17 protein-coding genes and 3 rRNA genes are annotated in these 26,110 nt (G+C 42.6%); 17 read left to right on the top strand and 3 right to left on the bottom strand.

From position 1 onward, the window contains the following. Positions 1–15: 15 nt before the first annotated feature. Entirely contained in the window at positions 16–966 is a 951-nt protein-coding gene (locus tag ACPBEH_RS06095; protein WP_424348585.1) for a DUF4767 domain-containing protein, read from the top strand. Between the two features lie 54 nt (positions 967–1,020). Here ACPBEH_RS06095 and ACPBEH_RS06090 read toward each other — a convergent pair whose 3' ends face one another. Then, positions 1,021–1,863 carry a MurR/RpiR family transcriptional regulator gene (locus tag ACPBEH_RS06090; RefSeq protein ID WP_424348584.1) on the bottom strand — a complete coding sequence of 281 codons (843 nt, stop codon included), beginning with the start codon at positions 1,861–1,863 and terminating at the stop codon, positions 1,021–1,023. Positions 1,864–2,011: 148 nt separating this feature from the next. Here ACPBEH_RS06090 and gnd point away from each other — a divergent pair, with 148 nt between their 5' ends. The 4 genes from gnd to ACPBEH_RS06070 all read left to right on the top strand — a co-directional run bounded on the left by gnd (position 2,012) and on the right by ACPBEH_RS06070 (position 7,263). Next, complete coding sequence (gnd, locus tag ACPBEH_RS06085) at positions 2,012–2,911, top strand: phosphogluconate dehydrogenase (NAD(+)-dependent, decarboxylating) (RefSeq protein ID WP_424348583.1); 900 nt, start codon at positions 2,012–2,014, stop codon at positions 2,909–2,911. A 37-nt stretch (positions 2,912–2,948) separates the two neighbouring features. Further along, positions 2,949–4,505, top strand: coding sequence for a gluconokinase (gene gntK, locus ACPBEH_RS06080; RefSeq protein WP_025016194.1), 1,557 nt, complete (start codon positions 2,949–2,951; stop codon positions 4,503–4,505). A gap of 90 nt (positions 4,506–4,595) precedes the next feature. Then, entirely contained in the window at positions 4,596–5,948 is a 1,353-nt protein-coding gene (locus ACPBEH_RS06075) for a gluconate:H+ symporter (protein ID WP_056947356.1), read from the top strand. Positions 5,949–6,084: 136 nt separating this feature from the next. After that, positions 6,085–7,263 carry a GNAT family N-acetyltransferase gene (locus tag ACPBEH_RS06070; RefSeq protein ID WP_424348582.1) on the top strand — a complete coding sequence of 393 codons (1,179 nt, stop codon included), beginning with the start codon at positions 6,085–6,087 and terminating at the stop codon, positions 7,261–7,263. A 48-nt stretch (positions 7,264–7,311) separates the two neighbouring features. On the opposite strand, the gene ACPBEH_RS06065 is transcribed toward ACPBEH_RS06070, so the two are convergent. Continuing rightward, on the bottom strand, positions 7,312–8,421 hold the full coding sequence (locus ACPBEH_RS06065) for an SLC13 family permease (protein WP_011374012.1): 1,110 nt from the start codon (positions 8,419–8,421) through the stop codon (positions 7,312–7,314). Between the two features lie 298 nt (positions 8,422–8,719). Here ACPBEH_RS06065 and ACPBEH_RS06060 point away from each other — a divergent pair, with 298 nt between their 5' ends. From ACPBEH_RS06060 to trxA, 7 genes are all read left to right on the top strand, one after another. Then, on the top strand, positions 8,720–9,070 hold the full coding sequence (locus ACPBEH_RS06060) for a hypothetical protein (RefSeq protein ID WP_011374013.1): 351 nt from the start codon (positions 8,720–8,722) through the stop codon (positions 9,068–9,070). Between the two features lie 314 nt (positions 9,071–9,384). Beyond that, positions 9,385–10,929: an ABC-F family ATP-binding cassette domain-containing protein gene (locus tag ACPBEH_RS06055; protein ID WP_424348581.1), complete on the top strand. Its 1,545-nt coding sequence runs from the start codon at positions 9,385–9,387 to the stop codon at positions 10,927–10,929. Between the two features lie 93 nt (positions 10,930–11,022). Beyond that, positions 11,023–12,630: a bifunctional aspartate transaminase/aspartate 4-decarboxylase gene (locus ACPBEH_RS06050; RefSeq protein ID WP_011374016.1), complete on the top strand. Its 1,608-nt coding sequence runs from the start codon at positions 11,023–11,025 to the stop codon at positions 12,628–12,630. Between the two features lie 516 nt (positions 12,631–13,146). Continuing rightward, a 16S ribosomal RNA gene (locus ACPBEH_RS06045) occupies positions 13,147–14,720 on the top strand. Positions 14,721–14,946: 226 nt separating this feature from the next. Continuing rightward, positions 14,947–17,865 (top strand): 23S ribosomal RNA (locus ACPBEH_RS06040). 91 nt (positions 17,866–17,956) lie between these two features. Further along, positions 17,957–18,073 (top strand): 5S ribosomal RNA (gene rrf / locus ACPBEH_RS06035). The 16S, 23S and 5S rRNA genes sit together here, the layout of an rRNA operon. A gap of 70 nt (positions 18,074–18,143) precedes the next feature. Beyond that, the gene (gene trxA, locus ACPBEH_RS06030; RefSeq protein ID WP_424348580.1) at positions 18,144–18,479 is read left to right on the top strand and encodes a thioredoxin; all 336 of its coding nucleotides are present in this window, start codon (positions 18,144–18,146) and stop codon (positions 18,477–18,479) included. 50 nt (positions 18,480–18,529) lie between these two features. Here the strand turns inward: trxA and ACPBEH_RS06025 are convergent, their stop codons facing one another. Next, on the bottom strand, positions 18,530–19,711 hold the full coding sequence (locus ACPBEH_RS06025; protein WP_104963390.1) for a multidrug effflux MFS transporter: 1,182 nt from the start codon (positions 19,709–19,711) through the stop codon (positions 18,530–18,532). 233 nt (positions 19,712–19,944) lie between these two features. Between ACPBEH_RS06025 and ACPBEH_RS06020 the strand changes: the two genes are divergently transcribed. From ACPBEH_RS06020 to ACPBEH_RS06000, 5 genes are all read left to right on the top strand, one after another. Further along, a complete protein-coding gene (locus ACPBEH_RS06020; RefSeq protein ID WP_011374019.1) occupies positions 19,945–20,703 on the top strand; it encodes a threonine/serine exporter family protein in 759 nt (252 codons plus the stop codon). A 17-nt stretch (positions 20,704–20,720) separates the two neighbouring features. Then, positions 20,721–21,188, top strand: a complete 468-nt coding sequence (locus ACPBEH_RS06015) for a threonine/serine exporter family protein (RefSeq protein ID WP_011374020.1) — start codon at positions 20,721–20,723, stop codon at positions 21,186–21,188. A gap of 392 nt (positions 21,189–21,580) precedes the next feature. After that, a complete protein-coding gene (locus ACPBEH_RS06010) occupies positions 21,581–22,978 on the top strand; it encodes an L-cystine transporter (RefSeq protein WP_112220923.1) in 1,398 nt (465 codons plus the stop codon). Positions 22,979–22,999: 21 nt separating this feature from the next. Next, positions 23,000–24,334, top strand: coding sequence for a CoA-disulfide reductase (locus ACPBEH_RS06005; RefSeq protein WP_424348579.1), 1,335 nt, complete (start codon positions 23,000–23,002; stop codon positions 24,332–24,334). 199 nt (positions 24,335–24,533) lie between these two features. Then, positions 24,534–26,069, top strand: a complete 1,536-nt coding sequence (locus ACPBEH_RS06000) for an NlpC/P60 family protein (protein ID WP_424348578.1) — start codon at positions 24,534–24,536, stop codon at positions 26,067–26,069. Positions 26,070–26,110 lie beyond the last annotated feature (41 nt).

The raw sequence follows: 26,110 nt of genomic DNA, 5'->3' as shown, positions 1-26,110 counted from the left end.
TGGGGGCTATCACAGATGAAAAATAGTTGGCGACTTATTTTAACCGTTGCAGTAGTGAGTTTATTGGGGGCTTGTTCAGTCAAGGGCGAACAACAAACCAAATCAACGAGTACCAGTCATTCTAAAAAAGTGACAGCAGTAACTAGCAGTCAAAAGCAAGTCCGTAAAGAAACGACTTCGAGTGTGTCACAGTCAAAAAAACAATCACAACCACAGACGCAAACTAAACAAGTAAAGGCGTTGTGGGATAGTAACAAGAAACAAGCTTTGGCGACTTTTATGAGTAGTTGGGGAACGACGATGGGGCAAACGTACCAATCTTACGACTTAACGCGGGATACTAATTATGCTGGTATTCATTTTCCCAGTAAGTTAGCGCAGACCGATTTAGCAGTCGACGATACGCCGGTGACGGCCGCTTGGAGTACTGATGGGACCGGCAGTGCGGACTATAATATCGTTGCAATCTATTGCGATGTCGATGGCGGGACAGTTGGGGGCCACTTATACTTATTTACGTTCCATAATGGGCAACCAGTGGTCTTGATTACCTCTCAAAATCAGGGGGCACCAGATAACCGACTTCATTTCAGCGTCACAGCTAATACGGATTTGAAGACGGGCTTTGCCAATATTGTTAGTGGGCAAGGCAGTGGACAAGCCAATACGAGTCAACCGACGACTAATGCGGTGAGTCCCATTTCGGCTGCTGAAGCACAGGCGATAGTGGCCGCGCAAAACATCCAATACAGAGAAGAACAAGGAGAACCTGCGGGGAATAAAGCAAGTCTAGCAGGTGGCGGTATTGTTCTAAAGCAATACGCTGGCGCACAAGGTATCGATATTATTAAACTAACTCCTAAACCGGGACACAAGGTTAACATCACCGTTCAAAATGGTTCTCTTAGAGATGGTCAAGCTGGTGAGACGGCACCCATTTCTCAAAATATCACGGTTGATCGCTAAAAAAAGAGGTGCCGACAATTTTCTTGTCGGTACCTCTTTTTGATAGTTCTCGTTTTATTGTCGGGTTCGATCGATTTCGGCTCTGATTTCCTTAAAGCTTTGTTCTGTTTCTTGACCATTATTGACGGCCACCATCATGAAGAGGCTGTCGATAAGACTAATTTGAGCGATTAAAGCATGCAGCGCTTCGGCCCGGTAGTTAGTTTCTTCTGAAATTGAAAGTAAGGTGATATCGCCGAGCTTAGCAAGGCTTGAATTACCAAAACTGGTGATGACGATCAGTGGGACTTGGCGCTCTTTTAAAATGCGGGCGAGTTCTAAAGCGTCCTTATTTTGACCACTGTGTGAAATGATAATCGCGCAATCTTGATTGGTTAGTTTTGTCGCTTGCATGAGTTGCAAATGATAATCCTGATTGAAGACGGTAGGGATGCTGGTTCTGAGAAATTTGTGGTAACCATCCTGGGCCACAATCCCAGAAGCCCCTAAGCCAAATAAACTGAGTAGGTGGGCACGGTTGATTAAGGCGACTGCTTTTTGAAGCTGTTCTTCAGTTAATAACGACCAAGTCGCTTTTAGCGCGTTGCTGTTAGAAGTGAAGATTTTTTCGGCCATCGTTGTAAAAGTGTCGTTTGCATTGATTTCATGAAAAAGTGGTGAGGTGTTGGCTTCTTTGGCCAGGAGTGCCATCTTGAAGGCTTGAAAATTATCGAAGCCTAATATTTTAGCGAAACGTGAAATTGTCGCGGTGGAGACCCCACAGTTGGCGGCGAATTCTTGAATCGTTAAACGCTGATTGAATTGTGTTTCTTGGAAAATATAGTCAGCGATTTGCTTATATTTTTCGCTAAAATTATCATAATAAGATCGTAATAATGAATCGATTGCTTGCACCATTGTCGGGACCCCCTAGTAATGATTAGCCCTAGTATAGCATAAAAATAAAAATACGAAAATAATTTTCTCTAAAACGCTTGCATTGTGAAAAAAATTTACATATAATGAGTTTGTAAGATAAAAGGATAAGCAGATAGGGGACTTAAAAATGAAATTAGCAATGGTCGGTTTAGGCAAAATGGGTATCAACTTAGTAGCCAACTTACGACGGAACGGTCACGAAGTTGTGGCTTTTGATTTAAATCAAGCAGCGGTTGAAGAAGCCGTTAACTTAGGTGCCACAGCGGCAACGGATTTAGACGATGTTTTAGCACAATTAACGAGTCCTCGAATTGTGTGGGTCATGTTACCAGCTGGTAAACCAACAGATGTCACGATTCAAACATTAAGTGAAAAAATGAATGCCGGAGATATGGTGATTGACGGTGGTAATTCATTCTTTGAAGATTCAGAACGCCATAATGCACTTTTAAAAGAACAAGGGATTCATTTCTTCGACGCTGGTACTTCAGGCGGGATGAGTGGTGCCAACGCTAACGGGAACTTCATGATTGGTGGCGACAGCCCCGAAGCCTTCAAGACAATCGAACCCATCTTTAAATCAATTGCCCAAGAAGATGGCTACCTTTACACAGGTAAAGCTGGAAGTGGTCATTACTTGAAGATGGTTCATAACGGGATTGAATACGGGATGATGCAATCAATCGCAGAAGGTTTTGATGTCTTAGAACACGGCCGTTTCGAATATGACAACGAAGCAGTTGCCAAGGTTTGGAGCAACGGTTCAGTAATTCGCGGTTGGCTAATGGAATTAGCACAATCAGCCTTTTCTAAAGATCCAGAATTAGAGTCTTTAAAAGGCATTATGCATTCTTCAGGTGAAGGTCAATGGACATTGGATGAAGCCTTGAAATTGCAAGTGCCAACGCCAGTAATTGGGTTATCATTGATGATGCGTTATCGCTCACTTGAAGATGATACCTTTACAGGCAAAGTTGTTGCCGCTTTAAGAAACGAATTTGGTGGCCACGCTGTCGATAAGAAATAATTCGGTTTTAAACAACAAACAAACGAGGTAATTAATGATGAAATATATGATTGGTGCCGATATTGGAACAACAAGTACGAAAGCTGTCCTATATGATTTAAAAGGGAATGTGAAGGCCTACGCTAATGTTGGCTATCCACTATACCAAAATGTACCTGATATGGCGGAAGAAGATCCAGATGAAATCTTCGAAGCTGTTGTAGAAGTACTGGGAAAAGTAATGCGCAAAGGACATGTACAAGCTGGCGAATTACAAGGTGTTAGTTTCTCAGCTGCAATGCATAGTTTAATTTTGATGGATCGTAATCATCAACCGTTGACACGGGCGATTACTTGGGCAGATAACCGCGCTGCTAAATATAGTAACGAATTAAAAGCCAATGGATTAGGGCACGAGATTTATCAACATACCGGAACGCCTATTCACCCGATGGCACCATTATCAAAAATCATTTGGTTGCGTCACGAACAACCAGACCTCTTTAAACAAGCAGCACAATTCATTGATATTAAAACATATGTTTTCCAAAAATTATTCCATACTTATAAGATGGAATATTCAATCGCTTCAGCAACTGGCTTGTTTAACATCTTCAATCTAGATTGGGATCAACAAGCCCTTGAAGTTGCCGGAATTACCCGTGACCAATTACCAGAATTAGTTGAACCAACTGCACAAATTACAGGTTTAGATACAACTTACAGCCAAGAAACGGGAATCAGCAGTGATGTTCCATTTATCTTTGGTGCGAGCGATGGCGTTTTATCTAACTTAGGGGTTAATGCAATTGATCCTGGTGTTTTGGCAGTGACAATTGGGACGAGTGGTGCAGTTCGAGTGGTGGTTGATAAACCAGTCGTTGATCCAAATGGTCGATTATTCTGTTACGCTTTAACTAAGGACAAGTGGGTTGTCGGTGGACCTGTTAACAACGGTGGGATTGTCTTCCGTTGGGTTCGTGACCAACTCTTTGCGCCTGAAAAATTAACGGCCGAACAGATGCAAGTGTCAACCTATGATCTCTTGACGCAAATTGCTGAAAAGATTCCAGCCGGTTCAGATGGATTGTTATTCCACCCATACTTGGGCGGTGAACGAGCACCAATTTGGGATTCTGATGCACGTGGTTCATTCTTTGGCTTAACACGTCAACATACACGGGCTCACATGGTACGTGCAGCACTAGAAGGGATTGTTTATAATCTCTACATGGTGATGTTAATGATTGAAGGGGTTGCTGGCAAACCTAAGAGTATTCAAGCAACTGGTGGTTTTGCCCGCTCAGAATTATGGCGTCAAATGTTAGCTGATATCTTCGAACAAGATGTGACGATTCCAGAAAGTTTTGAAAGTTCATGTTTAGGCGCCGCAGTTTTAGGGATGTATTCATTAGGTTTAGTGGATGATCTCTCAGCTGTTAAAGACATGATTGGTGTGACAAATGTTCACGAACCAAAAGCAGAAAACTTCGATGTTTACCGCGAACTAATTCCAATTTGGATTCGCCTCACTCGGGAATTGAGTCCAGAATACAGTGCAATTGCTGATTTCCAACGCAGACATATGCAAGTTAAAGAAGCAACTAAGGATTAAAGATTAAACGTTCAATCACCAAAAGTGGGATTGAGCGTTTAATTTATTAGTTCAATGTAAACGCAAACAAAATAGAAAGTGGGAATGGTTATGGAACTCTTAGTCTTATTATTAGGCATCATGTTATTATTACTACTCATTATTAAGTTCAAACTGAACACGTTTGTTTCGTTAGTGTTAACAGCAATGGTTGTGGGTGTCGGTTTAGGGATGCCACTGACTAAAATTGCAACTAGTGTTCAAAATGGGATTGGCGGACAATTAGGTGAATTATCAATCGTCTTTGGGTTTGGTGCCATGATGGGCCGGCTCGTCGCTGATGCTGGTGGGGCGTTTAGAATCGCCCACACATTAATTGATAAATTTGGTAAGAAACGACTCCAAATCGCGATTATGTTGGCGTCATTTATTATCGGGATTGCCTTATTCTTCGAAGTTGGGATGGTCCTATTAGTCCCAATCGTCTTTGCGATTGCCGTTGAAGCGAGCGTACCGATTTTATACTTGGGGATTCCAATGGCTGCCGCTTTATCTGTGACCCATGGTTTCTTACCACCTCATCCAGCACCAACAGCGATTACATCTGCTTTAGGTGCTAATGCAGGACATGTTTTATTGTACGGTGTCATTATTGCGATTCCATCTGTGATTATTGCAGGCCCACTTTTTACAAAAGTGGCGCGGAAAATGATTCCAGACGCCTTTGCACGTCAAGGGAACTTGACGGCACTTGGTCCTCAGAAAACGTTTAAATTAGAAGAAACACCTAGTTTCGGTATTAGTGTTGTGACCTCATTATTCCCAGTAATCTTAATGGCGATCACAACGGTTTACCAAATGTTATTCAACGGTGGTTCACTACCAAAGAACCCAACCTTATTAGATTCAATCATTGGTTTTATCGGCACACCAGCGATTGCAATGACCATTTCATTGCTATTAGCGATGTACACAATGGGCTGGGGTCGTCGTATTAAGACACCAGCAATCATGAAAACAATTGAAGAAGCGGTTAAATCAATTGCCATGTTACTCTTAGTAATTGGTGGGGGCGGGGCCTTCAAACAAATCTTAATCGATGGCGGTGTTGGCGATAGCGTGACAACATTATTCGCGCATGCGAGCTTATCACCACTTGTCTTAGGTTGGTTAATCGCCGTTGTCTTGCGGATCGCGCTTGGCTCAGCAACCGTTGCTTCATTAACAGCAGCCGGTTTAGTATTACCATTGATGCAATCAGCAGGCGTGAACCCTGCTTTGATGGTGCTTTCAATCGGTGCTGGTAGTTTAGCAGCATCACACGTTAATGATGCTGGTTTCTGGATGTTTAAGGAATACTTCGACTTAAGCGTTAAGGAAACATTGGCAACGTGGACCGTCTTAGAAACATTAATTTCAATTGTCGGTTTAGTTGGCGTCTTACTATTGAGTTTAGTTGTCTAAAAAAGTTATTATTCAAAAGAGTTGCGGCAAAATTCATTTTAGCCCAGCTCTTTTTTTAACGATTAAGCGGTAGCGCTTGCAACGAGTGGCACGCTCCCCTATAGTTAAGGAGAAGTAAACTCAGGAGGGTTATTGTATGATTGAAAAAAGAGTACTCTCAGCAACTGATGAACCAGCATTTTACGACCTCGCCCAATACGCCTTTAATAAACCGGATAGTGAGCAACGGCGGTTATTCTTCCAAAAACTGTATCAGAACAGTGTCGGTTTTGGCGTTTTTGATCAGGGTCATTTGAAGAGTAGTTTATTAGCGACGCCGTTTAATGTTAATTTCAAGGGACAAACATTTAAGATGAGTGGTATTGGTTATGTTGCCAGTTACCCAGAATTTTCGGGCCAAGGTGGCATCTCTGATTTAATGCACTTAGCTTTTGAGCGGATGCAAGCAGATGGCGTCACGTTATCTTATTTAGCGCCTTTTTCGTATCCTTTTTATCGGCGGTTTGGTTATGAACAAGCTTTCGAGCAAACTTGTTATCAGATTAAAACGGCGGACTTGCCGCGTCTTAAATTTGCGCCGGATCAAGGGCACGTTGAACGGTTATCGTTAAGCGCCGCTGTGCCATTAATCAGTGTCTTCCAACAGCAACATCCGCATAACCAGGTTGGCGGTATCCAACGGGCCGCGTGGTGGTGGCAGTATAATTGTTTGAAGCATATTGATTGGGAAGTAGCCGTTTATACTGACGGCGACCAAAAAGTAGCAGGCTATGTGATTTATAGCCGTCAGGCGACAACTTTAGAGATTCAAGAGTTATTGACATCAACGGTTGCCAGTCAGGAACAACTGGTTAAGTTCATTTTTAAACATCAATCGGCCTATCAAACCATTCGCTACGAGAGTGGTTTGACAACTAACTTGGGTGATTTATTACCGGATCCGACAATTGTTGAAACAACAACGATACCCTATATGATGGCGCGGATTGTGTCGTTGGCTGATTTCTTAGCACGTTATCCGTATGAAGTAGCAGACCTTGAGGCAGTGAAGATTGCTGTTAGCGATGACTTTTTACCCGAGAATAGTGGTGTTTGGCAATTAAGTTTACACGCGGGCCAACCGACGGTAACGAAATTGGCGAGCCAAACGGCGGATATCACGGTAACTATTCAACAGCTCACCAAGGCGATGATGGGCTATCGCACACTGGCATCGCAAGCGCATTACGGTCAGGTCAGTGGTGATGCGGCTAAAATCGATCAGTTAAGCGCGGCCTTCAATCAGACGCAACCGATGTTGTGGGACTATTTTTAACACAAATAAAAAGAGCACCAAGACCTAATGTCTTGGTGCTCTTTGTGATTAGATTAAGAAGTAGCCAAATGTTCCTAAGATGATTAAGAACAAGAAGTTCATACCAGTAAAGACGACTAAGAATTTACCAATATCTTTACCCCAGCCTTTTTTGAAACGTTTGTAAGCAATTAAGTTAGCAAGTGAGGCGAACATTGTGCCGACCCCACCGATGTTGATGGCTAAGAACATTGCGTGACTGTGGTTGGTAAAGCTTGATAGTAAAATTTCAGTTGGGACATTAGCGATTAATTGACAACTAATGAGGCCTGTAAGATAGGTTTGTTTAGCAGTACCAACAAGTGAACGCATGAAAGTTGCGATTGTTGGGATGTGGCTTAAGTTACCAACTGCGATGAAGAAGCAGAAGAAAGTTAACAATAAACCATAATCGACTGTTTTGAAAAGCTTCGGATCAAATACTAAAATCGCAATGATGACCAAGATAGGTGTGACCCATAATGGAATCAATGAGAAGACTGCTAAGAAAACAACCACTGTGAGGGGGACGAAATACCATAAAGGCCCTTTTTCAACTTCAACTGGATGGAGACCATGGAGTTTGATGGGTTCCTTTGGAAAAAGAAACGTTGTGGCGGTCAACATAATGATACTAACAATTAAGACCGGGATTGAATATTCAAAGAAATGGCGAATCGTCATATGGTAGAACGATACGAGGAAAATATTGTGCGGGCTCCCAAATGGTGTGAGGGATGAACCGAGATTAGCCGAAATCGTGATTAACGTGACAGGTAAAATCGGTGAAAAATCAAGTTGCCGCGCAATTAGGATGAACAACGGTACAAAAGTTAAGACCGTCATATCATTGGTTAGAAACATTGCCCCAACAAAGGTCAATGCCAAGAGCATCTGCATTAAAGCACGTTTGGAATGACTCTTAATAATCAGTTCCCGTGCGAAGTAATCGAGCACATGTAGTCGTTGATAAACTTGGACGAGTGTCATAATACAAAAGACACTGACAATCACGTGAAAATTAACGTAACTAAGATGGGGGCGATTGAAAAATGAGGTGACAATAGCTGCAATCGTTGCGGCGAGAAGTAATTTGTCATCTAAGAAAAAATCTCGGATGTTCAAAGCAATGTTTTTCATATCGTTTAAGTTATCCTCTTTATATTAAGATTAAAAAAGCACTATTCCAATTCTAGACTGTTTTTGGCGATAAAAACAGAAAAATTTACAATATATACATAATTTTTACAATAGCTAGAATCCCATTTTACTAAAGGCGGATGACTATTTAAGCAATTTTTAAGTCATTTAACTGCTAAAGTGCTGCGTAATTCAGTATAATAGTAATAGAAGGAAGCGGTTAATTTTTGATTGCTTCTTGAGCGCAACTCCGCTATATTAGGATTATTATTGATTATTTAAGAAGAAGGTGGCGCACATGAAAGATGCCCCAAGACATACAGTCATATTAGGAATTGTCGCTGCAGTGATTTCAATCATCTGTGGCATGTTAATTTTGTACAGTATTTTACACGTTAGTTTGTGGCTTTCAATTTTAGCGAGTGTCATTATTGGACTCTATCTAGGCTATAACACTTTTTATAGTACCTATTTAGCCGAAATGATTAAAATTGAGGTTATCAATCAAGGTTTGGACAGCAAGGATTTAGCTGAATTGATGCACGGGAATGCCAAGGACTATCCTATTATTCGTGGTGATTTACGCTTGATTATTCCACGGCGGAAACGTGCGGAATTATTGGCTAAGCTACGCGATCGGGTAGGCTAAGCGATTTTGCTTCCCAATTAGAACTGTGTTAACATTAACCTAACTTATTGAAAAGGTGTCGAGAACAATGACAATTGAACGGCCATTAATTATGAAGCTTTGCTCTACACATTTGAAGATGACACAGCGTGTAGAGCCTAATATTGATTAAAAGTCATCTATAGAAGAATGCTCACGGTAATATGCGACTTTAGGGTTGCTTATTTTGTGGTGTCTTTTATAGATGGCGGTCGATAAAGTCAGTGATTGTAATCGCGACAGGGGTAGCTAGATGCTATCCCTGTTTTTTATTGGAAAGAAAGTAGGAAAAGACAATGAGTATTTTAAAAGTCGAAGGACTAAGTCAACAATTTTTAGACAAACAACTTTATGATGACGCCGGGTTCCAGGTCAATAAAGGCGAACACATGGGGATTACCGGTCAAAATGGGGTTGGTAAAAGTACCTTGATTAACATTTTAACAGGCGCTATTTTACCAGATGAGGGTAAAGTGACCTGGCAAAAGAACATTAAGATTGGTTATTTGGATCAATATGCTAAACTAGCGCCAGGCTTATCCATTTTTGAATTCCTAAAAACAGCTTTTGCAGATTTGTATGCGCAGGAAGAACGGATGAGTCAATACTACGCCGACTACGCAACGAGTTTAGATGACCAACTACTCGAAAAAGCGGGTGCGATTCAAGAGTTACTAGAAGCCAAGAACTTCTATGAAATTGATACGCGGGTTATGCAAGTTGCAACTGGTTTGGGGATTGATGCGCTGGGGATGGACCATGACGTTTCACAACTTAGTGGGGGCCAGCGGTCGAAGATTATTTTAGCGAAGTTACTATTAGAAGAACCGGATATGTTGTTATTGGATGAACCAACCAATTATTTGGATACCAACCATATTGATTGGCTCAGTGATTACTTGAATAACTTCGAAGGGGCCTTTATTACAATTTCCCATGATTATGATTTCTTGGAACGGGTAACAACCTGTATTGCCGATATCGAATTTGGGAAGATTACCAAATATACCGGAACGCTCCAACAGGCCTTCCGCCAAAAAGCCGATAACCAAGCTAGCTATATGAAAGCTTACGAGAATCAACAAAAGAAAATTGAAAAGACAAAGGCTTATATCCGTAAGTATAAAGCTGGTTCACGGTCAACAATTGCCAAGAGTCGTGAAAAGCAATTAGCCCATATGGATATTTTGACGCCCCCAAGTAATCGCGTGAAGGCTAACTTCCGCTTTCCATACCACGCAACAGCTAGTCAAATTCTATTGACGACCAATGATCTAGAGATTGGTTACGAAAATGCGCTATTGCCCGCCTTAAATTTCTCAATTGGTCGGGACCAAAAAGTGGTGCTCAAAGGGTTTAATGGGATTGGTAAGTCGACACTGATTAAAACCATCATTAAAGAAATTCCAGCGATTAGCGGTGACTTTGAAATTGCCAGTACGGTCAAGTTTGGTTACTTCAAGCAGGACTTGAAGTGGCTTAACAACATGGCAACCCCACTCCAATATTTACAAGGTGAATATCCAGAACAAAAGCAAAAGGAACTGCGTCAAGTATTATCCCGGACAGGGCTAACGGCTGAAGAAGCGATGAAACCATTGAAACAACTCAGTGGTGGTGAGCAATCAAAGGTTAAAATTGCCGAATTGCTCCTAACCTCAAGTAACTTCCTTCTATTAGATGAACCAACGAACCATTTAGACGATGATACGAAGAACGCATTGCGTAAAGCCATCCAAGAATTTGAAGGCGGCGTCTTGCTAGTGACCCATGAAGAGGACTTTTATCAAGGTGATTGGATCGATAAAGTGCTAGATGTTGAGTCCTTGATTAAATCTTGATGATTTATTTTTAATATATACTGTATCTATAACAGACAAGTGTTAAGCTTATGGGGATAAATGACTAACTTAACTAATATTGGCGGAGGTCATATGGATAAAATTGATGTAACAAAATTAACCCAGATGTCGAACTTTGAAGTCGCAGCGCTCTTTTATAAATATGCACTGACAAACAGTCGTGGTTTACGGGCGATTAATGTCGGGCGCGGCAATCCGAATTGGATTAATACACAAGCAAGATTTGCCTTTAATCGGATTGTTGAATTTGGGATGAAAGAATCCTTACAAACAATTAACTTAGACGATGGTAATCTTGCTGGCTACACCGATCAAACAGGTATCGCGGAACGCTTCAATCAGTTCTTAGATGGTGATAATCCGGTGGATGCTTTTTTGAAGCAGGCCTTGGCTTACACCCGAGACGTCATGCATATCAACCAAGATGAGCTGGTCTTTGAATGGGTCGATGGCGTTATTGGCAACCATTATCCAGAACCATCACGCAGTTTAGTGAATGTTGAAAAGATTTTAAACCGGTATCTAGAAGTGAATCTCTATCGCGGTGAACATCTATCAGACAAGACGAAGGTCTTTCCAACTGAAGGTGGGACAGCTGCGATGGTCTATCTCTTTAATGAACTAAAGGTCAGCCATATTTTAGAGGCGGGTGATACGATTGCGATTAATACGCCAATCTTTACACCGTACTTGCAGATTCCAGAACTAAATGAATTTAAACTACAAGAGTTTAACGTTAGTTCTGATGAATCTGATGACTGGCAATTGGTCGATCATAAATTTGAAGAGTTGAAGGATCCAAATGTTAAAGCCTTTTTCGTGGTGAATCCAACCAACCCAACTTCTAGAGCTTTTAGTGACCATGCACTAGATAAGTTGAAAGAAGTCGTTGAAGCCAACCCGAACCTCGTGATTATTACGGATGATGTTTATGGCACGTTTGTCGATGATTTTAAGACTATCTATTCAGTTGTGCCACATAATACATTGTTAGTGTACTCATTCTCTAAATTATATGGGGCAACTGGTCAACGGATTGGTTTAATCGCGATGCATGACGATAATATTTTCGATAAGTTGATTGAAGAAATGACAGCAGAAGATCCTGTTATTAGAGAAGCTTTCCGAAAACGATATTCGTACGTTACAAATAAACCGCACGAAATGAGTTTTATCGATCGAACGGTAGCGGATAGTCGAAACATCGGGTTATACCATGCAGCTGGCTTATCAACACCACAACAGATCACAATGGCGCTTTTTAGTTTGACAAACCTGATTTATGAAGGCAGAGAAGATCCGTATGTCACAGCATCTAAGGAAATTGTAAGTCATCGATATAAGGCCTTTTGGGAATCGCTTGGGTTAGTCGTTAAGACAACCGAAGAAAATGCGGAATACTACACTGTTTTTAGTATCTATAAGTTAGCAGAGTCGAAATACTCTAAAGATTTCAGAGCTTACTTGGAACAAAACTGTAATCATTTAGCATTTGAATGGCGACTCGCAGCGGAATATGGGGTTGTTGTAATGGATGGTGCTGGGATGGGAACCAAGGCGGGGTATTTAAGAATCTCACTTGCTAACCGTCCAGATAAGGACTATGAAACAGTCGGCGGTCGGATTTCTGACTTACTGGCAAGCTACTATACTGAATACTTGCAATCTAAAGCACAATAAGGTGTAATGAAGGGCGTTAGAACAACGATAAGTTGTTCTAACGCCCTTTTTGCGTCTTAATCAGTAGGGTTTTATATAGAAGACATTAGTTTAATTTAATGTTTATAGGAATAAATTAATCATTTAATCAATTTTTTAGTAATAAGTGCTTGACCTAGCTGTATTAAGTTGGTAAGATATAAAAGTTGTCAAAAGCGAGCAGCTCAGTAATGAGTAAGGAAATAAATAATTAAAATGTTTTTGAAAAACAGTTGTTATTTATTTCTAATCGTGATAACATATTATATGTTGCTTACGGGGCTATAACTTCTAAGTAATAAATAATTTTCAAAAGTGTTTGACAGATGATTGATTACATGATATAATTAAAAAGCTGTTTCAACACAGTAGATCTTTGAAAACTGAACAAAGTTTTGATAAACCAAATGTGTAGGGTCGCCCTTCGGGGCACAACATATTTGCGAAGTCAATTTCGCTAGCAAATAAATTAAGTAACAAAACAAGAGCTACAAACTTTTAATCGAGAGTTTGATCCTGGCTCAGGACGAACGCTGGCGGCGTGCCTAATACATGCAAGTCGAACGCACTCTCGTTTAGATTGAAGGAGCTTGCTCCTGATTGATAAACATTTGAGTGAGTGGCGGACGGGTGAGTAACACGTGGGTAACCTGCCCTAAAGTGGGGGATAACATTTGGAAACAGATGCTAATACCGCATAAAACCTAACACCGCATGGTGTAGGGTTGAAAGATGGTTTCGGCTATCACTTTAGGATGGACCCGCGGTGCATTAGTTAGTTGGTGAGGTAAAGGCTCACCAAGACCGTGATGCATAGCCGACCTGAGAGGGTAATCGGCCACACTGGGACTGAGACACGGCCCAGACTCCTACGGGAGGCAGCAGTAGGGAATCTTCCACAATGGACGAAAGTCTGATGGAGCAACGCCGCGTGAGTGAAGAAGGTTTTCGGATCGTAAAACTCTGTTGTTGGAGAAGAATGTATCTGATAGTAACTGATCAGGTAGTGACGGTATCCAACCAGAAAGCCACGGCTAACTACGTGCCAGCAGCCGCGGTAATACGTAGGTGGCAAGCGTTGTCCGGATTTATTGGGCGTAAAGCGAGCGCAGGCGGTTTCTTAAGTCTGATGTGAAAGCCTTCGGCTCAACCGAAGAAGTGCATCGGAAACTGGGAAACTTGAGTGCAGAAGAGGACAGTGGAACTCCATGTGTAGCGGTGAAATGCGTAGATATATGGAAGAACACCAGTGGCGAAGGCGGCTGTCTGGTCTGTAACTGACGCTGAGGCTCGAAAGCATGGGTAGCAAACAGGATTAGATACCCTGGTAGTCCATGCCGTAAACGATGAGTGCTAGGTGTTGGAGGGTTTCCGCCCTTCAGTGCCGCAGCTAACGCATTAAGCACTCCGCCTGGGGAGTACGACCGCAAGGTTGAAACTCAAAGGAATTGACGGGGGCCCGCACAAGCGGTGGAGCATGTGGTTTAATTCGAAGCAACGCGAAGAACCTTACCAGGTCTTGACATCCTTTGACCACTCTAGAGATAGAGCTTTCCCTTCGGGGACAAAGTGACAGGTGGTGCATGGTTGTCGTCAGCTCGTGTCGTGAGATGTTGGGTTAAGTCCCGCAACGAGCGCAACCCTTATTACTAGTTGCCAGCATTAAGTTGGGCACTCTAGTGAGACTGCCGGTGACAAACCGGAGGAAGGTGGGGACGACGTCAAATCATCATGCCCCTTATGACCTGGGCTACACACGTGCTACAATGGATGGTACAACGAGTTGCGAGACCGCGAGGTTTAGCTAATCTCTTAAAACCATTCTCAGTTCGGATTGTAGGCTGCAACTCGCCTACATGAAGCCGGAATCGCTAGTAATCGCGGATCAGCATGCCGCGGTGAATACGTTCCCGGGCCTTGTACACACCGCCCGTCACACCATGAGAGTTTGTAACACCCAAAGCCGGTGAGGTAACCCTTCGGGGAGCCAGCCGTCTAAGGTGGGACAGATGATTAGGGTGAAGTCGTAACAAGGTAGCCGTAGGAGAACCTGCGGCTGGATCACCTCCTTTCTAAGGAATAATACGGAAAACCTTGTACATTTGCGAAATCAAAACTTTGTTTAGTTTTGAGAGGTCTACTCTCAAACTTTGTTCTTTGAAAACTGGATAATAAGTAATATATTAGTTTTAAAAGCCGAGAAAAACATTGCGTTTTAAAGAGTTTTTTAATAATAGAAATATGAATTAGTTCATATCGCTAAACTCAAATAATAACCCTTTACCGTAGGTAAAGATAGGTTAAGTTATAAAGGGCGCATGGTGGATGCCTTGGCACTAGGAGCCGATGAAGGACGGTACTAACACCGATATGCTTCGGGGAGCTGTAAGTAAGCTTTGATCCGGAGATTTCCGAATGGGGGAACCCAATACTTTTAATCGAGTATTATCATTAAGTGAATACATAGCTTAATGAAGGTAGACGAGGGGAACTGAAACATCTAAGTACCTTCAGGAAGAGAAAGAAAAATCGATTCCCTAAGTAGCGGCGAGCGAACGGGGAAGAGCCCAAACCAAGAAGCTTGCTTCTTGGGGTTGTAGGACAGAACTTTGGAGTTACCAAGTTAAGTTGTAATCGAATCAGCTGGGAAGCTGAGTCAAAGAGTGTGATAACCACGTAGATTAAACAACTTAACCTCCGTTCTGGATCCTGAGTACGGCGGAACACGTGAAATTCCGTCGGAATCCGGGAGGACCATCTCCCAAGGCTAAATACTCCCTAGTGACCGATAGTGAACCAGTACCGTGAGGGAAAGGTGAAAAGCACCCCGGAAGGGGAGTGAAATAGATCCTGAAACCATGTGCCTACAATTAGTCAAAGCTCGTTAATGAGTGATGGCGTGCCTTTTGTAGAATGAACCGGCGAGTTACGTTTATATGCGAGGTTAAAGTGAAAAGCTGGAGCCGTAGCGAAAGCGAGTCTGAAATGGGCGAGTGAGTATATAGATGTAGACCCGAAACCAAGTGACCTACCCATGTCCAGGTTGAAGGTGTGGTAAAACACACTGGAGGACCGAACCCACGTCAGTTGAAAATGGCGGGGATGAGGTGTGGGTAGCGGTGAAATTCCAATCGAACTTGGAGATAGCTGGTTCTCTCCGAAATAGCTTTAGGGCTAGCCTCGGAATATTGGATCATGGAGGTAGAGCACTGTTTGGACTAGGGGCCCGTCATGGGTTACTGAATTCAGATAAACTCCGAATACCATTGATTTAGTTCCGGGAGTCAGACTGCGAGTGATAAGATCCGTAGTCGAAAGGGAAACAGCCCAGATCACCAGTTAAGGTCCCAAAATTTATGTTAAGTGGAAAAGGATGTGGCGGTGCACAGACAACTAGGATGTTGGCTCAGAAGCAGCCACCATTTAAAGAGTGCGTAATAGCTCACTAGTCGAGTGCCGCTGCGCCGAAAATGTACCGGGGCTAAACATAATACCGAAACTGTGGGTGGACACGTAAGTGTCCGCGGTAGGAGAGCGTTCTAAGGGCGATGAAGCTAGATCGTAAGGACTAGTGGAGCGCTTAGAAGTGAGAATGCCGGCATGAGTAGCGAAAGATCAGTGAGAATCTGATCCACCGTATGACTAAGGTTTCCTGGGGAAGGCTCGTCCTCCCAGGGTTAGTCGGGACCTAAGGCGAGGCCGAGAGGCGTAGTCGATGGATAACAGGTTGATATTCCTGTACTAGTTTATTTTGTTTGAATGATGGAGGGACGCAGGAAGCTAAGGAATGCACACGACTGGAAATGTGTGTCCAAGCAATAAGTCTTGAGTTGAGTGAAATGCTTGATTCTTTAAGGACAAGTTGTGATGGGGAGCGAAATTAAGTAGCGAAGTTCCTGATGTTACACTGCCAAGAAAAGCTTCTAGTGAGAAATAAACTACCCGTACCGTAAACCGACACAGGTGGTCGAGGAGAATATCCTAAGGTGAGCGAGTGAACTCTCGTTAAGGAACTCGGCAAAATGACCCCGTAACTTCGGGAGAAGGGGTGCTGACCGTCAGGTCAGCCGCAGTGAATAGGCCCAAACAACTGTTTATCAAAAACACAGGTCTCTGCAAAATCGTAAGATGACGTATAGGGGCTGACGCCTGCCCGGTGCTGGAAGGTTAAGAGGATGAGTTAGCGCAAGCGAAGCCCAGAATTGAAGCCCCAGTAAACGGCGGCCGTAACTATAACGGTCCTAAGGTAGCGAAATTCCTTGTCGGGTAAGTTCCGACCCGCACGAAAGGCGTAATGATTTGGGCACTGTCTCAACGAGAGACTCGGTGAAATTATAATACCCGTGAAGATGCGGGTTACCCGCGACAGGACGGAAAGACCCCATGGAGCTTTACTGTAGCTTGATATTGAGTGTTTGTACAGTTTGTACAGGATAGGTAGGAGCCGTAGAAATCGGAACGCTAGTTTCGATTGAGGCGTTGGTGGGATACTACCCTAACTGTATGACCACTCTAACCCGCGCCACTTAGCGTGGCGGGAGACAGTGTCAGGTGGGCAGTTTGACTGGGGCGGTCGCCTCCTAAAGTGTAACGGAGGCGCTCAAAGGTTCTCTCAGAATGGTTGGAAATCATTCGTAGAGTGTAAAGGTATAAGAGAGCTTGACTGTGAGATTGACAAATCGAGCAGGGACGAAAGTCGGACTTAGTGATCCGGTGGTTCCGTATGGAAGGGCCATCGCTCAACGGATAAAAGCTACCCTGGGGATAACAGGCTTATCTCCCCCAAGAGTCCACATCGACGGGGAGGTTTGGCACCTCGATGTCGGCTCATCGCATCCTGGGGCTGTAGTCGGTCCCAAGGGTTGGGCTGTTCGCCCATTAAAGCGGTACGCGAGCTGGGTTCAGAACGTCGTGAGACAGTTCGGTCCCTATCCGTCGCGGGCGCAGGAAATTTGAGAGGAGCTGTCCTTAGTACGAGAGGACCGGGATGGACATACCTCTGGTGTACCAGTTGTGCCGCCAGGCGCATCGCTGGGTAGCTATGTATGGCAGGGATAAACGCTGAAAGCATCTAAGTGTGAAGCCCCCCTCGAGATGAGATTTCCCATTCCTTTATGGAAGTAAGACCCCTGAAAGATGATTAGGTAGATAGGCTAGGAGTGGAAGTACAGCGATGTATGGAGCGGACTAGTACTAATCGGTCGAGGACTTAACCAAAGGTGCAATGTTTGGCTTTTGAAATGAAAATATTACTTATTATGCAGTTTTGAGAGAACGAAGTTCTTCTCAGTGCGAAAGCACAAAATAGTGTGGTGGCGATAGCAAGAAGGATACACCTGTTCCCATGTCGAACACAGTAGTTAAGCTTCTTAGCGCCGATAGTAGTTGGTGGGAAACTACCTGCGAGGATAGGACGTTGCCACGCAATTTAAAAAGGTTGAACCTCAGGTTCAGCCTTTTTTGTTAGTTATATTTTAATTAGGAAGGAAAAAATAATGACTCAAACAATTACAGCGAACAATATAGAGGCCTTTGTTGCTGAAGAACCGTTAGTTATTTTAGACTTTTGGGCGGATTGGTGTATGCCTTGTAAAATCATGACACCAATGATTCAAGAATTGCATGCAGCTTCTAATGACGCATTTAAGCTTGGGATGGTGGATGTTGAAGATCAACCTGAATTAGCAGAACGATATGCGATTCAATCCGTACCAACCTTATTAATTTTCAAAAAAGGTAAGGCAGCTGAAAAAGTAACTGGTGCTTTCCCTAAAGAAAAATTAAAACGGTATTTAGATAAGAAGATAGCAGAATCTAATCACGAAGGCTAAATAAAAGGCGAGACATCCAAATGGACGTCTCGCCTTTTATTTTGTTAAGCTTAAACAATACGACGCACATAGCGATAGAGTAACAGTGCGCTGCATTCACAGATTAGAATAAGAATAGCTAGTGGGAGATAAGTATAACTGCCCATAATTCCGACAAGTGGGGATAAGAAGATGCCAAAGACATACATGCCTAATCCTAAAACGGATGAAGCGATACCGGCTTGTTTGCCTTGTCGTTGAAGTGCTAATGAGGTGACAACGGCATTGATAAGACCAAGGGTTGAAACAACTAGGAATAAACCAATCAATGCCAACCAAAGTTTGTTAGGGCCTAAGCCACTGATTAAAATACAAAAGCCACCGATGAGCCCACCGATAAGGCCTAACTTTAGTTGTTCTAATTCGGTGAACCAGTTAATTAGAACGGTTGATAATTCTGCCATTAGGATAATCCCAATGCCATTAATCCCGTAGATGAGACTAAAAGTTGATTTCGAAAGTGAAAAGACGTTTTGTAACATAAAACTAGAGCCAGAAATATAACAGAACATTGCGCCGTAGACGAGTCCTTGGATGAGTACGAAACAGATAAAGGGGCGGTCTTTAAAGACCGTTTGAACATTGAGTCGGGTACTGGTTGCCTTTTGATCGGCTGGGGATAACTTGTGCGTTTCTTTAAACCCGAAGATTAACCCGAGTAATAAGAGTAAGCCGGCACCACCGATGAAACCGAAGATACCTTGCCAGGAAGTATAACGCAACAGGAGACTACCAATTAATGGTGAGATAATCGGGAAAATCCCGTTAATGGCCATCAATAATGCGATAAACTTAGTCAGTTGTTTGCCGTTAAAGAGATCCTTGGCAACGGCCCGGGTGACAACTTGGCCAGCAGAACTTGCAAGTCCTTGGATAAATCTAAGTAAAAAGAATAACCAGATATTATGTGTAACAAGTGATAGAAAGCAAGCGATAATAGCTAGTGATGTCCCAATCACCAACGGCTTTTTGCGACCGACGCGATCACTCCAGGCCCCCATGAAAATGGGACCAATTGCCAAACCGGCTAAACACATTGTTAAACTGATCTGAATCATGGAAGCGGAAGTATGAAAATCAGACTCCATAATTGGAAATGCCGGTAAATACATATCGACTAATAATGGACCATAAGCGCTCAAAGAGCCGAGTAGAACGGATAGCCAGATGATCCTTGATTTTGAATAATGCATGAAAACCCTCCTAGATAAGCTGGAAAAAAGTCCAAAAAAATAGCCCGTCATAAACGTAGCTCTCGCAGTACGTATTCGAATAGGTGCTATAAATGTTGCTTCCTTATTAGATTAACATAGATGGGGAAGAATGAGGGGCTCTATGAGCAATTTTTAATCAGATTTATTGTTTCTATTTAAGTTTAAACAAGTTATGATGGAGATATTGAGAAAAGAATTGAGTGAGGGTTTGTATGAAAATTGCACAAAAAAATAAAATTCTAGAAACCTGCTTAATTGCGGGGCGCATCATGATCGAAAGTGGTTCTGAAATGTACCGGGTTGAAGATACGATGAATCGAATTGCTTATAATGCCGGTATTCAAAAGAGTGTGGTCTTCACGACACCGACTGGCTTATTTATCGGGATCGAAAATCAACCGTATGTGCAACTGGAATCAGTTGCGGTGCGTACGATTAACTTAGAAAAAGTTGAAAATGTTAATACGGCTTCGCGGCAATTTGCGACCAAAGAAATTACGTTAGATCAGCTGAGTACCCGCTTGAAACAAATTGATCAACACACGCCGTATTTTCCTTTATGGATCCAGATTATTGCGGCGGCCTTTGTGTCGGCGTTATTAATGATCATTTTTTCTGGTGAATATGACTGGGCTGATTTATTACCAGCAGCTTTAGTGGGGGCGTTAGGGTACGCCGTTTTCTCTGAAATTAACCGCTTGACTAGCATTCGGTTTATCGGCGAGTTTTTAGGAGCCGTTTCAATTGGGGTGTCAGCTTACTTATTAACGAAGTGGCACCTAGGTGTCGATCTTGATAATATTATTATCGGGGCCGTGATGCCACTTGTGCCTGGTGTGGCAATTACTAACTCAATTCGTGATATGTTAGCTGGGCATTTATTATCCGGAATGGTTCGGGGTGTTGAGGCACTTTTAAGTGCGTTTGCGATTGGGACTGGGATTGCGTTAATCTTTAGATTTTTAATTTAATGAAGGTGGTGTGACGTATGCCATATTGGCTACAGTTTATTGTCCAAGCGGTCTTTAGTTATTTTTCAACGGTCGCCTTTGGAATCTGTATTAATTTACCGCGCCGGGCATTAGTCTGGTGTGGGATTGCTGGCATGCTCGGTTGGCAAGTTTATTGGGTATTGTTCAATCTTGGTAGTGGTCGGATGATGGCCAATTTATTTGGTGCGTTAGCCGTCGGAATTGTCGGGAGTATTTTGGCCCGCTACAAACGGATGCCCGTGATTATTTTTAATATCCCAGGTTTGGTGCCATTAGTGCCTGGAGGAACAGCTTACCGAGCGGTGCGCAACCTTGTTTTAGGGAATATCTCACAAGCTGTGACACAGAGTATTTCAGTTATTATGGTGGCCGGTGCCATTGCAGTTGGCTTTATGTTTGCACAAATTCTAGCCGATATTACGAGAAAAAGAAGTAGTGTGCCAATTTGGCTTTCAAGACACTAAAAAGTATGTTATACTGTTGTTATGCGATGAGTCGAGTAAGTCTCGGTAGGCAACTATTCTGCGAAAGCAGCTAGGAGACCCAAAGATACAGGATACCACGATTATTAATTTAATCACTTACCGTATTGTAAGGGTGTTTTCGCCCGCTGTGTTGTGGAGCACATGGTGTTTATTCTTCGGAATACTGTCGAGAAAGATCTTTCCTTTTAGGAAAGGTCTTTTTTTGTGGTCTAAATCGGGTTTTCTGTAAATTTTAGTTTAAAAATTGAAAGTTATAATCCGATTTAATGGCTTTTTACGAATTATTTCCGAAATTAGGGGCTTACTTAATGCAAAAAAAGTGGTTTTCGTTTACAATAAGTAAGTATTGAAAAAGGAAATGAGGGATAGAGATGACTATTACATATATTGTGATCAATATTATCATTATGTTGATCATGTTATTCGTTCTAAATAAGATGGCGCGGATTCACGTTAAATTCAGTCGACGGGTTTTCACGGCATTAGGTGTCGGTATTTTGTTTGGTGCTATTTTACAATTAATTTTTAAAACCGACTCAGAAGTAGTGAAACAAACGGCCGATTGGATTGGGATTGTCGGGAATGGTTATGTATCATTCTTGAAGATGATCGTGATGCCGTTAGTCATGGTTTCAATCATTCAAGCTATTACCAACTTGGAATCTTCTAAGGGCTTAGGTAAAATGGCCGGAATGGTTATTGGTTTATTAGTTTTCACAACGTTAATTGCTGCAACTGTCGGTTCAGTAACGTCAAACGTGTTTGATTTAAATGCCAGTTCGATTCAATCAGGACAAGTTGAAAAGGCACGTTCAAAAGAATTAGAAACAAAATTAGGGGATGTCCAAGAACAAACCGTCCCTGAAAAGATTGTCAGCTTCATTCCAGAAAATCCATTTATGGATATGACTGGTGCACGACCAACGTCAACATTAGGGGTTGTTATTTTCTCAGCCTTCTTAGGCTTAGCAGCCTTACAATTACGACGGAAGAAACCAGAACAAGCAGAGACGTTTAATAAAATCGTCAATGCCTTTTACGCCGTTATCATGCGAATGGTAACCTTAATCTTGAGAATGACACCGTACGGGGTTTTAGCATTAATGACAACGACGGTGGCCCAAACAGATGTCCAAGGTATCTTGAACTTAGGGAAGTTCGTGATTGCCTCGTACGTTGCTTTAATTATCATGTTTATCGTTCATTTCCTATTGATTACATTTACGGGCTTAAACCCAATTAATTACATTAAAAAGGTTATTCCAACCTTAATCTTTGCCTTTACATCACGGACAAGTGCGGGCTCAATTCCAATGAATATTGAAACCCAAACAAAACGTTTAGGGGTCGAAGAAGGCATCGCCAACTTATCAGCTTCATTTGGGGCTTCAATTGGTCAAAACGGCTGTGCTGGTGTTTACCCAGCGATGTTAGCTGTTATGATTGCACCAACGGTTGGGATTAATCCTTGGAGCATCGGCTTCTTGGTTAAATTAATCTTAATCGTGGCGATCAGTTCATTTGGGGTTGCCGGTGTCGGTGGTGGCGCAACATTTGCCGCTTTAATCGTTCTTTCTTCAATGAACTTACCAGTTGGATTAGCCGGTCTTTTAATCTCAATCGAACCATTAATCGATATGGGTCGGACAGCATTGAACGTTAATGGCTCAATGACGGTTGGGGTATTGACGGCACAATTCTTAGGTAAATTAGATAAACATAAGTTTAATGACATGACGTTAACAGAAGATTCTGACGACATTGCTTAATTTTAAATCGGAGGGATAATAATGCGAACTATTATTGTAGGTGCAACAGCAGCTGGCACGAGTGCGGCTGCTAAGGCTAAACGAATGAACCCAGAATTAGAAGTAGTAATGTATGAAATGCGGGATTACGTCTCCTTTGGTGCGTGTGGCTTACCATACTTTGTTGGCGAGCATTTTGATAATCCCAACCAAATGATTGCTAGAACGCCTGAAGCCTTTGCTAAACAAGGCATCGACGTGCAATTAGAACATGAAGTCGTTGCGGTTGATTTCGATACACAGATGATTACTGTTCGTGATTTAAAAACAAAGCAGGCCAAAACAGAACATTACGATCAATTAATGTTAGCGACTGGGGCAACCGCAGTCATGCCACCGTTTGAAAATGGTCAGTTGGATAATATTTATCATTTACGGACGTTGGCTGATGGTGAAGTGCTCCGTCAGTTAGGTCAAACGCCTGAAATTCAATCTGTAACGGTGATTGGTGCTGGCTTTATTGGCTTAGAAATTGCTGAAGAATTCCATCAATTAGGTAAGAAAGTACGGGTTATTCAATTAGAAGATCGCGTCTTGCCACTTGCATTTGATCCAGAATTAACGGATATGATGGCCGCTGATTTACGCGATAATGGGATCGAATTACAATTATCAGAAGCCGTTCAATCTTTTGAAGGGCAATCGAAGGTAACGGGTGTTGTAACTGATAAAGGTCGCTACGCAACAGACTTAGTCGTTGTTGCAGCTGGTATTCGCCCCAATACGCAATTTATCACGGATGATCGGCTTAAAAAGCTTAAAAATGGTGCGATTGTCGTCGATCAAACAGGGCGCACATCAATCGAAAATGTTTTTGCAGCGGGCGATAACGCCACTGTGATTAACAGTGTGACCGGTGAGCCAATGTATTCTGCTTTGGCAACTGGGGCCAATAAGTTAGGCCGCGTTGTGGGCGTTAACTTGGCGGGACAACAAGCGCAATTACCAGGGATGCTAAATTCAGCCGGGGTTAAGTTAGTGACCCTTGAAGCTGGACGGACAGGATTAACTTCTGCCGAAGCACAAGCAGCTGGCATTGATTACGATACTGTTTTGATCCACGATAAGAATCATACCGATTATTATCCAGGACAATCAGAACTGACGATTAAATTAGTTTATAAAAAAGCAGATCATGTTTTAATTGGTGGTCAAATTATTGGGCAAAAGGATGCGGTTTTACGAGTTGATGTACTCGCAACTGCCATTCAGGCGCAAATGACAACTGAGCAATTGGGGTTATTAGACCTTGTCTATGCGCCCCCATTTGCAAGAACTTGGGATGCATTAAATGTTGCCGGAAACGTAGCACATTAGGAAAAAGGTGCGACAAATTAAATTTTGTCGCACCTTTTTTTGTTGCGTTCCAAAAAGTGTGAAAGCGTGTAAACTTGATTAATGGGGCTAAATTATGCTAAGATTGCTTTTAGAAATTATTTTTTTTTTAAGATATTTAGAATTTACTTACGAATATTAAGAAATACCAAATATAAAATCATGATTAGGAGATAAGTTAATGAACAACACGAAGAGTTTAATTGCACTTGGTTCAGGTATCTTAGGAGTTGCTGGGATTAGTTTACTCAGTGCAGGTCAAGCCAACGCCGCAACCGCAACAGTCAATTACTCAGCTGGTGCAACAACGGTCTGGACAAGTCCTGAAACCGGTCAAACAGCTAAACGTTATATTTTTAAGGGGCAATCAGTTAATCTACTCGCTTCTCAAAAAGTAGGGGCTGAAACTTGGTATCGAATTGGTAATGGCGAATGGGTCCCAGAACGTTATTTGACGGCCGCTAAGGAAACCCCTAAGGCACAAACAGATGCTGCTAAAACGATTCGTGTTGCTTTTGCGGATGGTGCAACAACTGTCTGGGCAACACCAACTTATACACAACCTACTGGCCGTTATATGACTTACGGTCAAACTGAAGGCGTTGTAAAAACACAAACTGTCTCAGGTGAAGAATGGTACCAATTAGCTAATGGCGGTTGGGTTCCTGCTCGTTTTACAGGTGAAGGCCAATTGAAGAGCACACCTGTTGTTAAACAAGCAACAACACCAACGCAAACAACACCTACTCAAGCACCAGTTCAATCAACGACTGCTGCTAAGGTAGTGACACCAGCTGCTGAAACAGCGACCTCAGAAAGTACATCGGTAGCAACACCAGCGCCAGTTGCCTCATCATCAGTTTCAGAAAGTGTTGCTTCAAGCACACCTGCCTCAGAATCAACTCCTGTTGCATCAGAAAGCCAAGTTGAATCTGTTTCGGCGCCAGCAGCCTCATCATCTGTCGTTGAAAGTAGCAGCGTAGCATCAGAATCGACAGCGCCAGTTGCTGAAAGTAGTGTGACATCTGAATCAACAGCATCAGCTGTTGAAAGTTCAGTTGCACCAGCGCAAAGCTCATCTGCAACAGCCGTAGAAGTACCTGCTAAAGAAACGGTTGAATCAACACCACAAGCGACACCAATTCAAGCGGAATCTGCGACTGTTTCATCAACGACACCTTCAACACCAGTTGTTGAAAGTAGTACCCAACAAACAACACCTAAAGCACCGGTACAACAATCGTCTGTTGCCGAAAGCAAACCAGCTGTTGTTGAGAGTACTAAACCAACAACGCCAACACAAACAACACCTACACCAGCGCCTACAACACCAAAACCTACAACACCAGCACCAACAACTGGTAATGCACAAGCTGTTATCAATTTAGCAATGGCTCAAATTGGTAAACCTTACGTTTGGGGTGCTCATGGCCCAAATAGCTTTGATTGTTCTGGTTTGATGGACTATGTCTTCCAAAATGCAGCCGGTCGGAGTATCGGTGGCTGGACAGTCCCTCAAGAAAGTGCCGGTTATTCTGTTTCATTAAGCAGCTTACAACCTGGAGACTTATTATTCTGGGGTGCACAAGGTAGTTCATACCACGTTGCTTTATATATCGGTGGTGGCCAATACGTCCACGCACCACAACCAGGTGAAAATGTTAAAATTGGTTCAATGCAATATTACACACCAAGCTTTGCTAAACGTGTCTTCTAAACACTTAAAAATTAAAACATCTCACGTTCTGTGGGATGTTT

This window comes from Latilactobacillus parasakei (assembly GCF_049674265.1).
In the GTDB taxonomy this organism is placed as follows: Bacteria; Bacillota; Bacilli; order Lactobacillales; family Lactobacillaceae; genus Latilactobacillus; species Latilactobacillus sakei.
Note: the sequence above shows the minus strand (reverse complement) of the source record. Positions and strands in the feature narration are given on the sequence as shown.

Bases quoted from the DNA above. Each gene is read 5' to 3' on its own strand.
- ACPBEH_RS06095 (WP_424348585.1), top strand. From the start codon at position 16: ATGAAAAATAGTTGGCGACTTATTTTAACCGTTGCAGTAGTGAGTTTA.
- ACPBEH_RS06090 (WP_424348584.1), bottom strand. From the start codon at position 1,863: ATGGTGCAAGCAATCGATTCATTATTACGATCTTATTATGATAATTTT.
- gnd (WP_424348583.1), top strand. From the start codon at position 2,012: ATGAAATTAGCAATGGTCGGTTTAGGCAAAATGGGTATCAACTTAGTA.
- gntK (WP_025016194.1), top strand. From the start codon at position 2,949: ATGAAATATATGATTGGTGCCGATATTGGAACAACAAGTACGAAAGCT.
- ACPBEH_RS06075 (WP_056947356.1), top strand. From the start codon at position 4,596: ATGGAACTCTTAGTCTTATTATTAGGCATCATGTTATTATTACTACTC.
- ACPBEH_RS06070 (WP_424348582.1), top strand. From the start codon at position 6,085: ATGATTGAAAAAAGAGTACTCTCAGCAACTGATGAACCAGCATTTTAC.
- ACPBEH_RS06065 (WP_011374012.1), bottom strand. From the start codon at position 8,421: ATGAAAAACATTGCTTTGAACATCCGAGATTTTTTCTTAGATGACAAA.
- ACPBEH_RS06060 (WP_011374013.1), top strand. From the start codon at position 8,720: ATGAAAGATGCCCCAAGACATACAGTCATATTAGGAATTGTCGCTGCA.
- ACPBEH_RS06055 (WP_424348581.1), top strand. From the start codon at position 9,385: ATGAGTATTTTAAAAGTCGAAGGACTAAGTCAACAATTTTTAGACAAA.
- ACPBEH_RS06050 (WP_011374016.1), top strand. From the start codon at position 11,023: ATGGATAAAATTGATGTAACAAAATTAACCCAGATGTCGAACTTTGAA.
- trxA (WP_424348580.1), top strand. From the start codon at position 18,144: ATGACTCAAACAATTACAGCGAACAATATAGAGGCCTTTGTTGCTGAA.
- ACPBEH_RS06025 (WP_104963390.1), bottom strand. From the start codon at position 19,711: ATGCATTATTCAAAATCAAGGATCATCTGGCTATCCGTTCTACTCGGC.
- ACPBEH_RS06020 (WP_011374019.1), top strand. From the start codon at position 19,945: ATGAAAATTGCACAAAAAAATAAAATTCTAGAAACCTGCTTAATTGCG.
- ACPBEH_RS06015 (WP_011374020.1), top strand. From the start codon at position 20,721: ATGCCATATTGGCTACAGTTTATTGTCCAAGCGGTCTTTAGTTATTTT.
- ACPBEH_RS06010 (WP_112220923.1), top strand. From the start codon at position 21,581: ATGACTATTACATATATTGTGATCAATATTATCATTATGTTGATCATG.
- ACPBEH_RS06005 (WP_424348579.1), top strand. From the start codon at position 23,000: ATGCGAACTATTATTGTAGGTGCAACAGCAGCTGGCACGAGTGCGGCT.
- ACPBEH_RS06000 (WP_424348578.1), top strand. From the start codon at position 24,534: ATGAACAACACGAAGAGTTTAATTGCACTTGGTTCAGGTATCTTAGGA.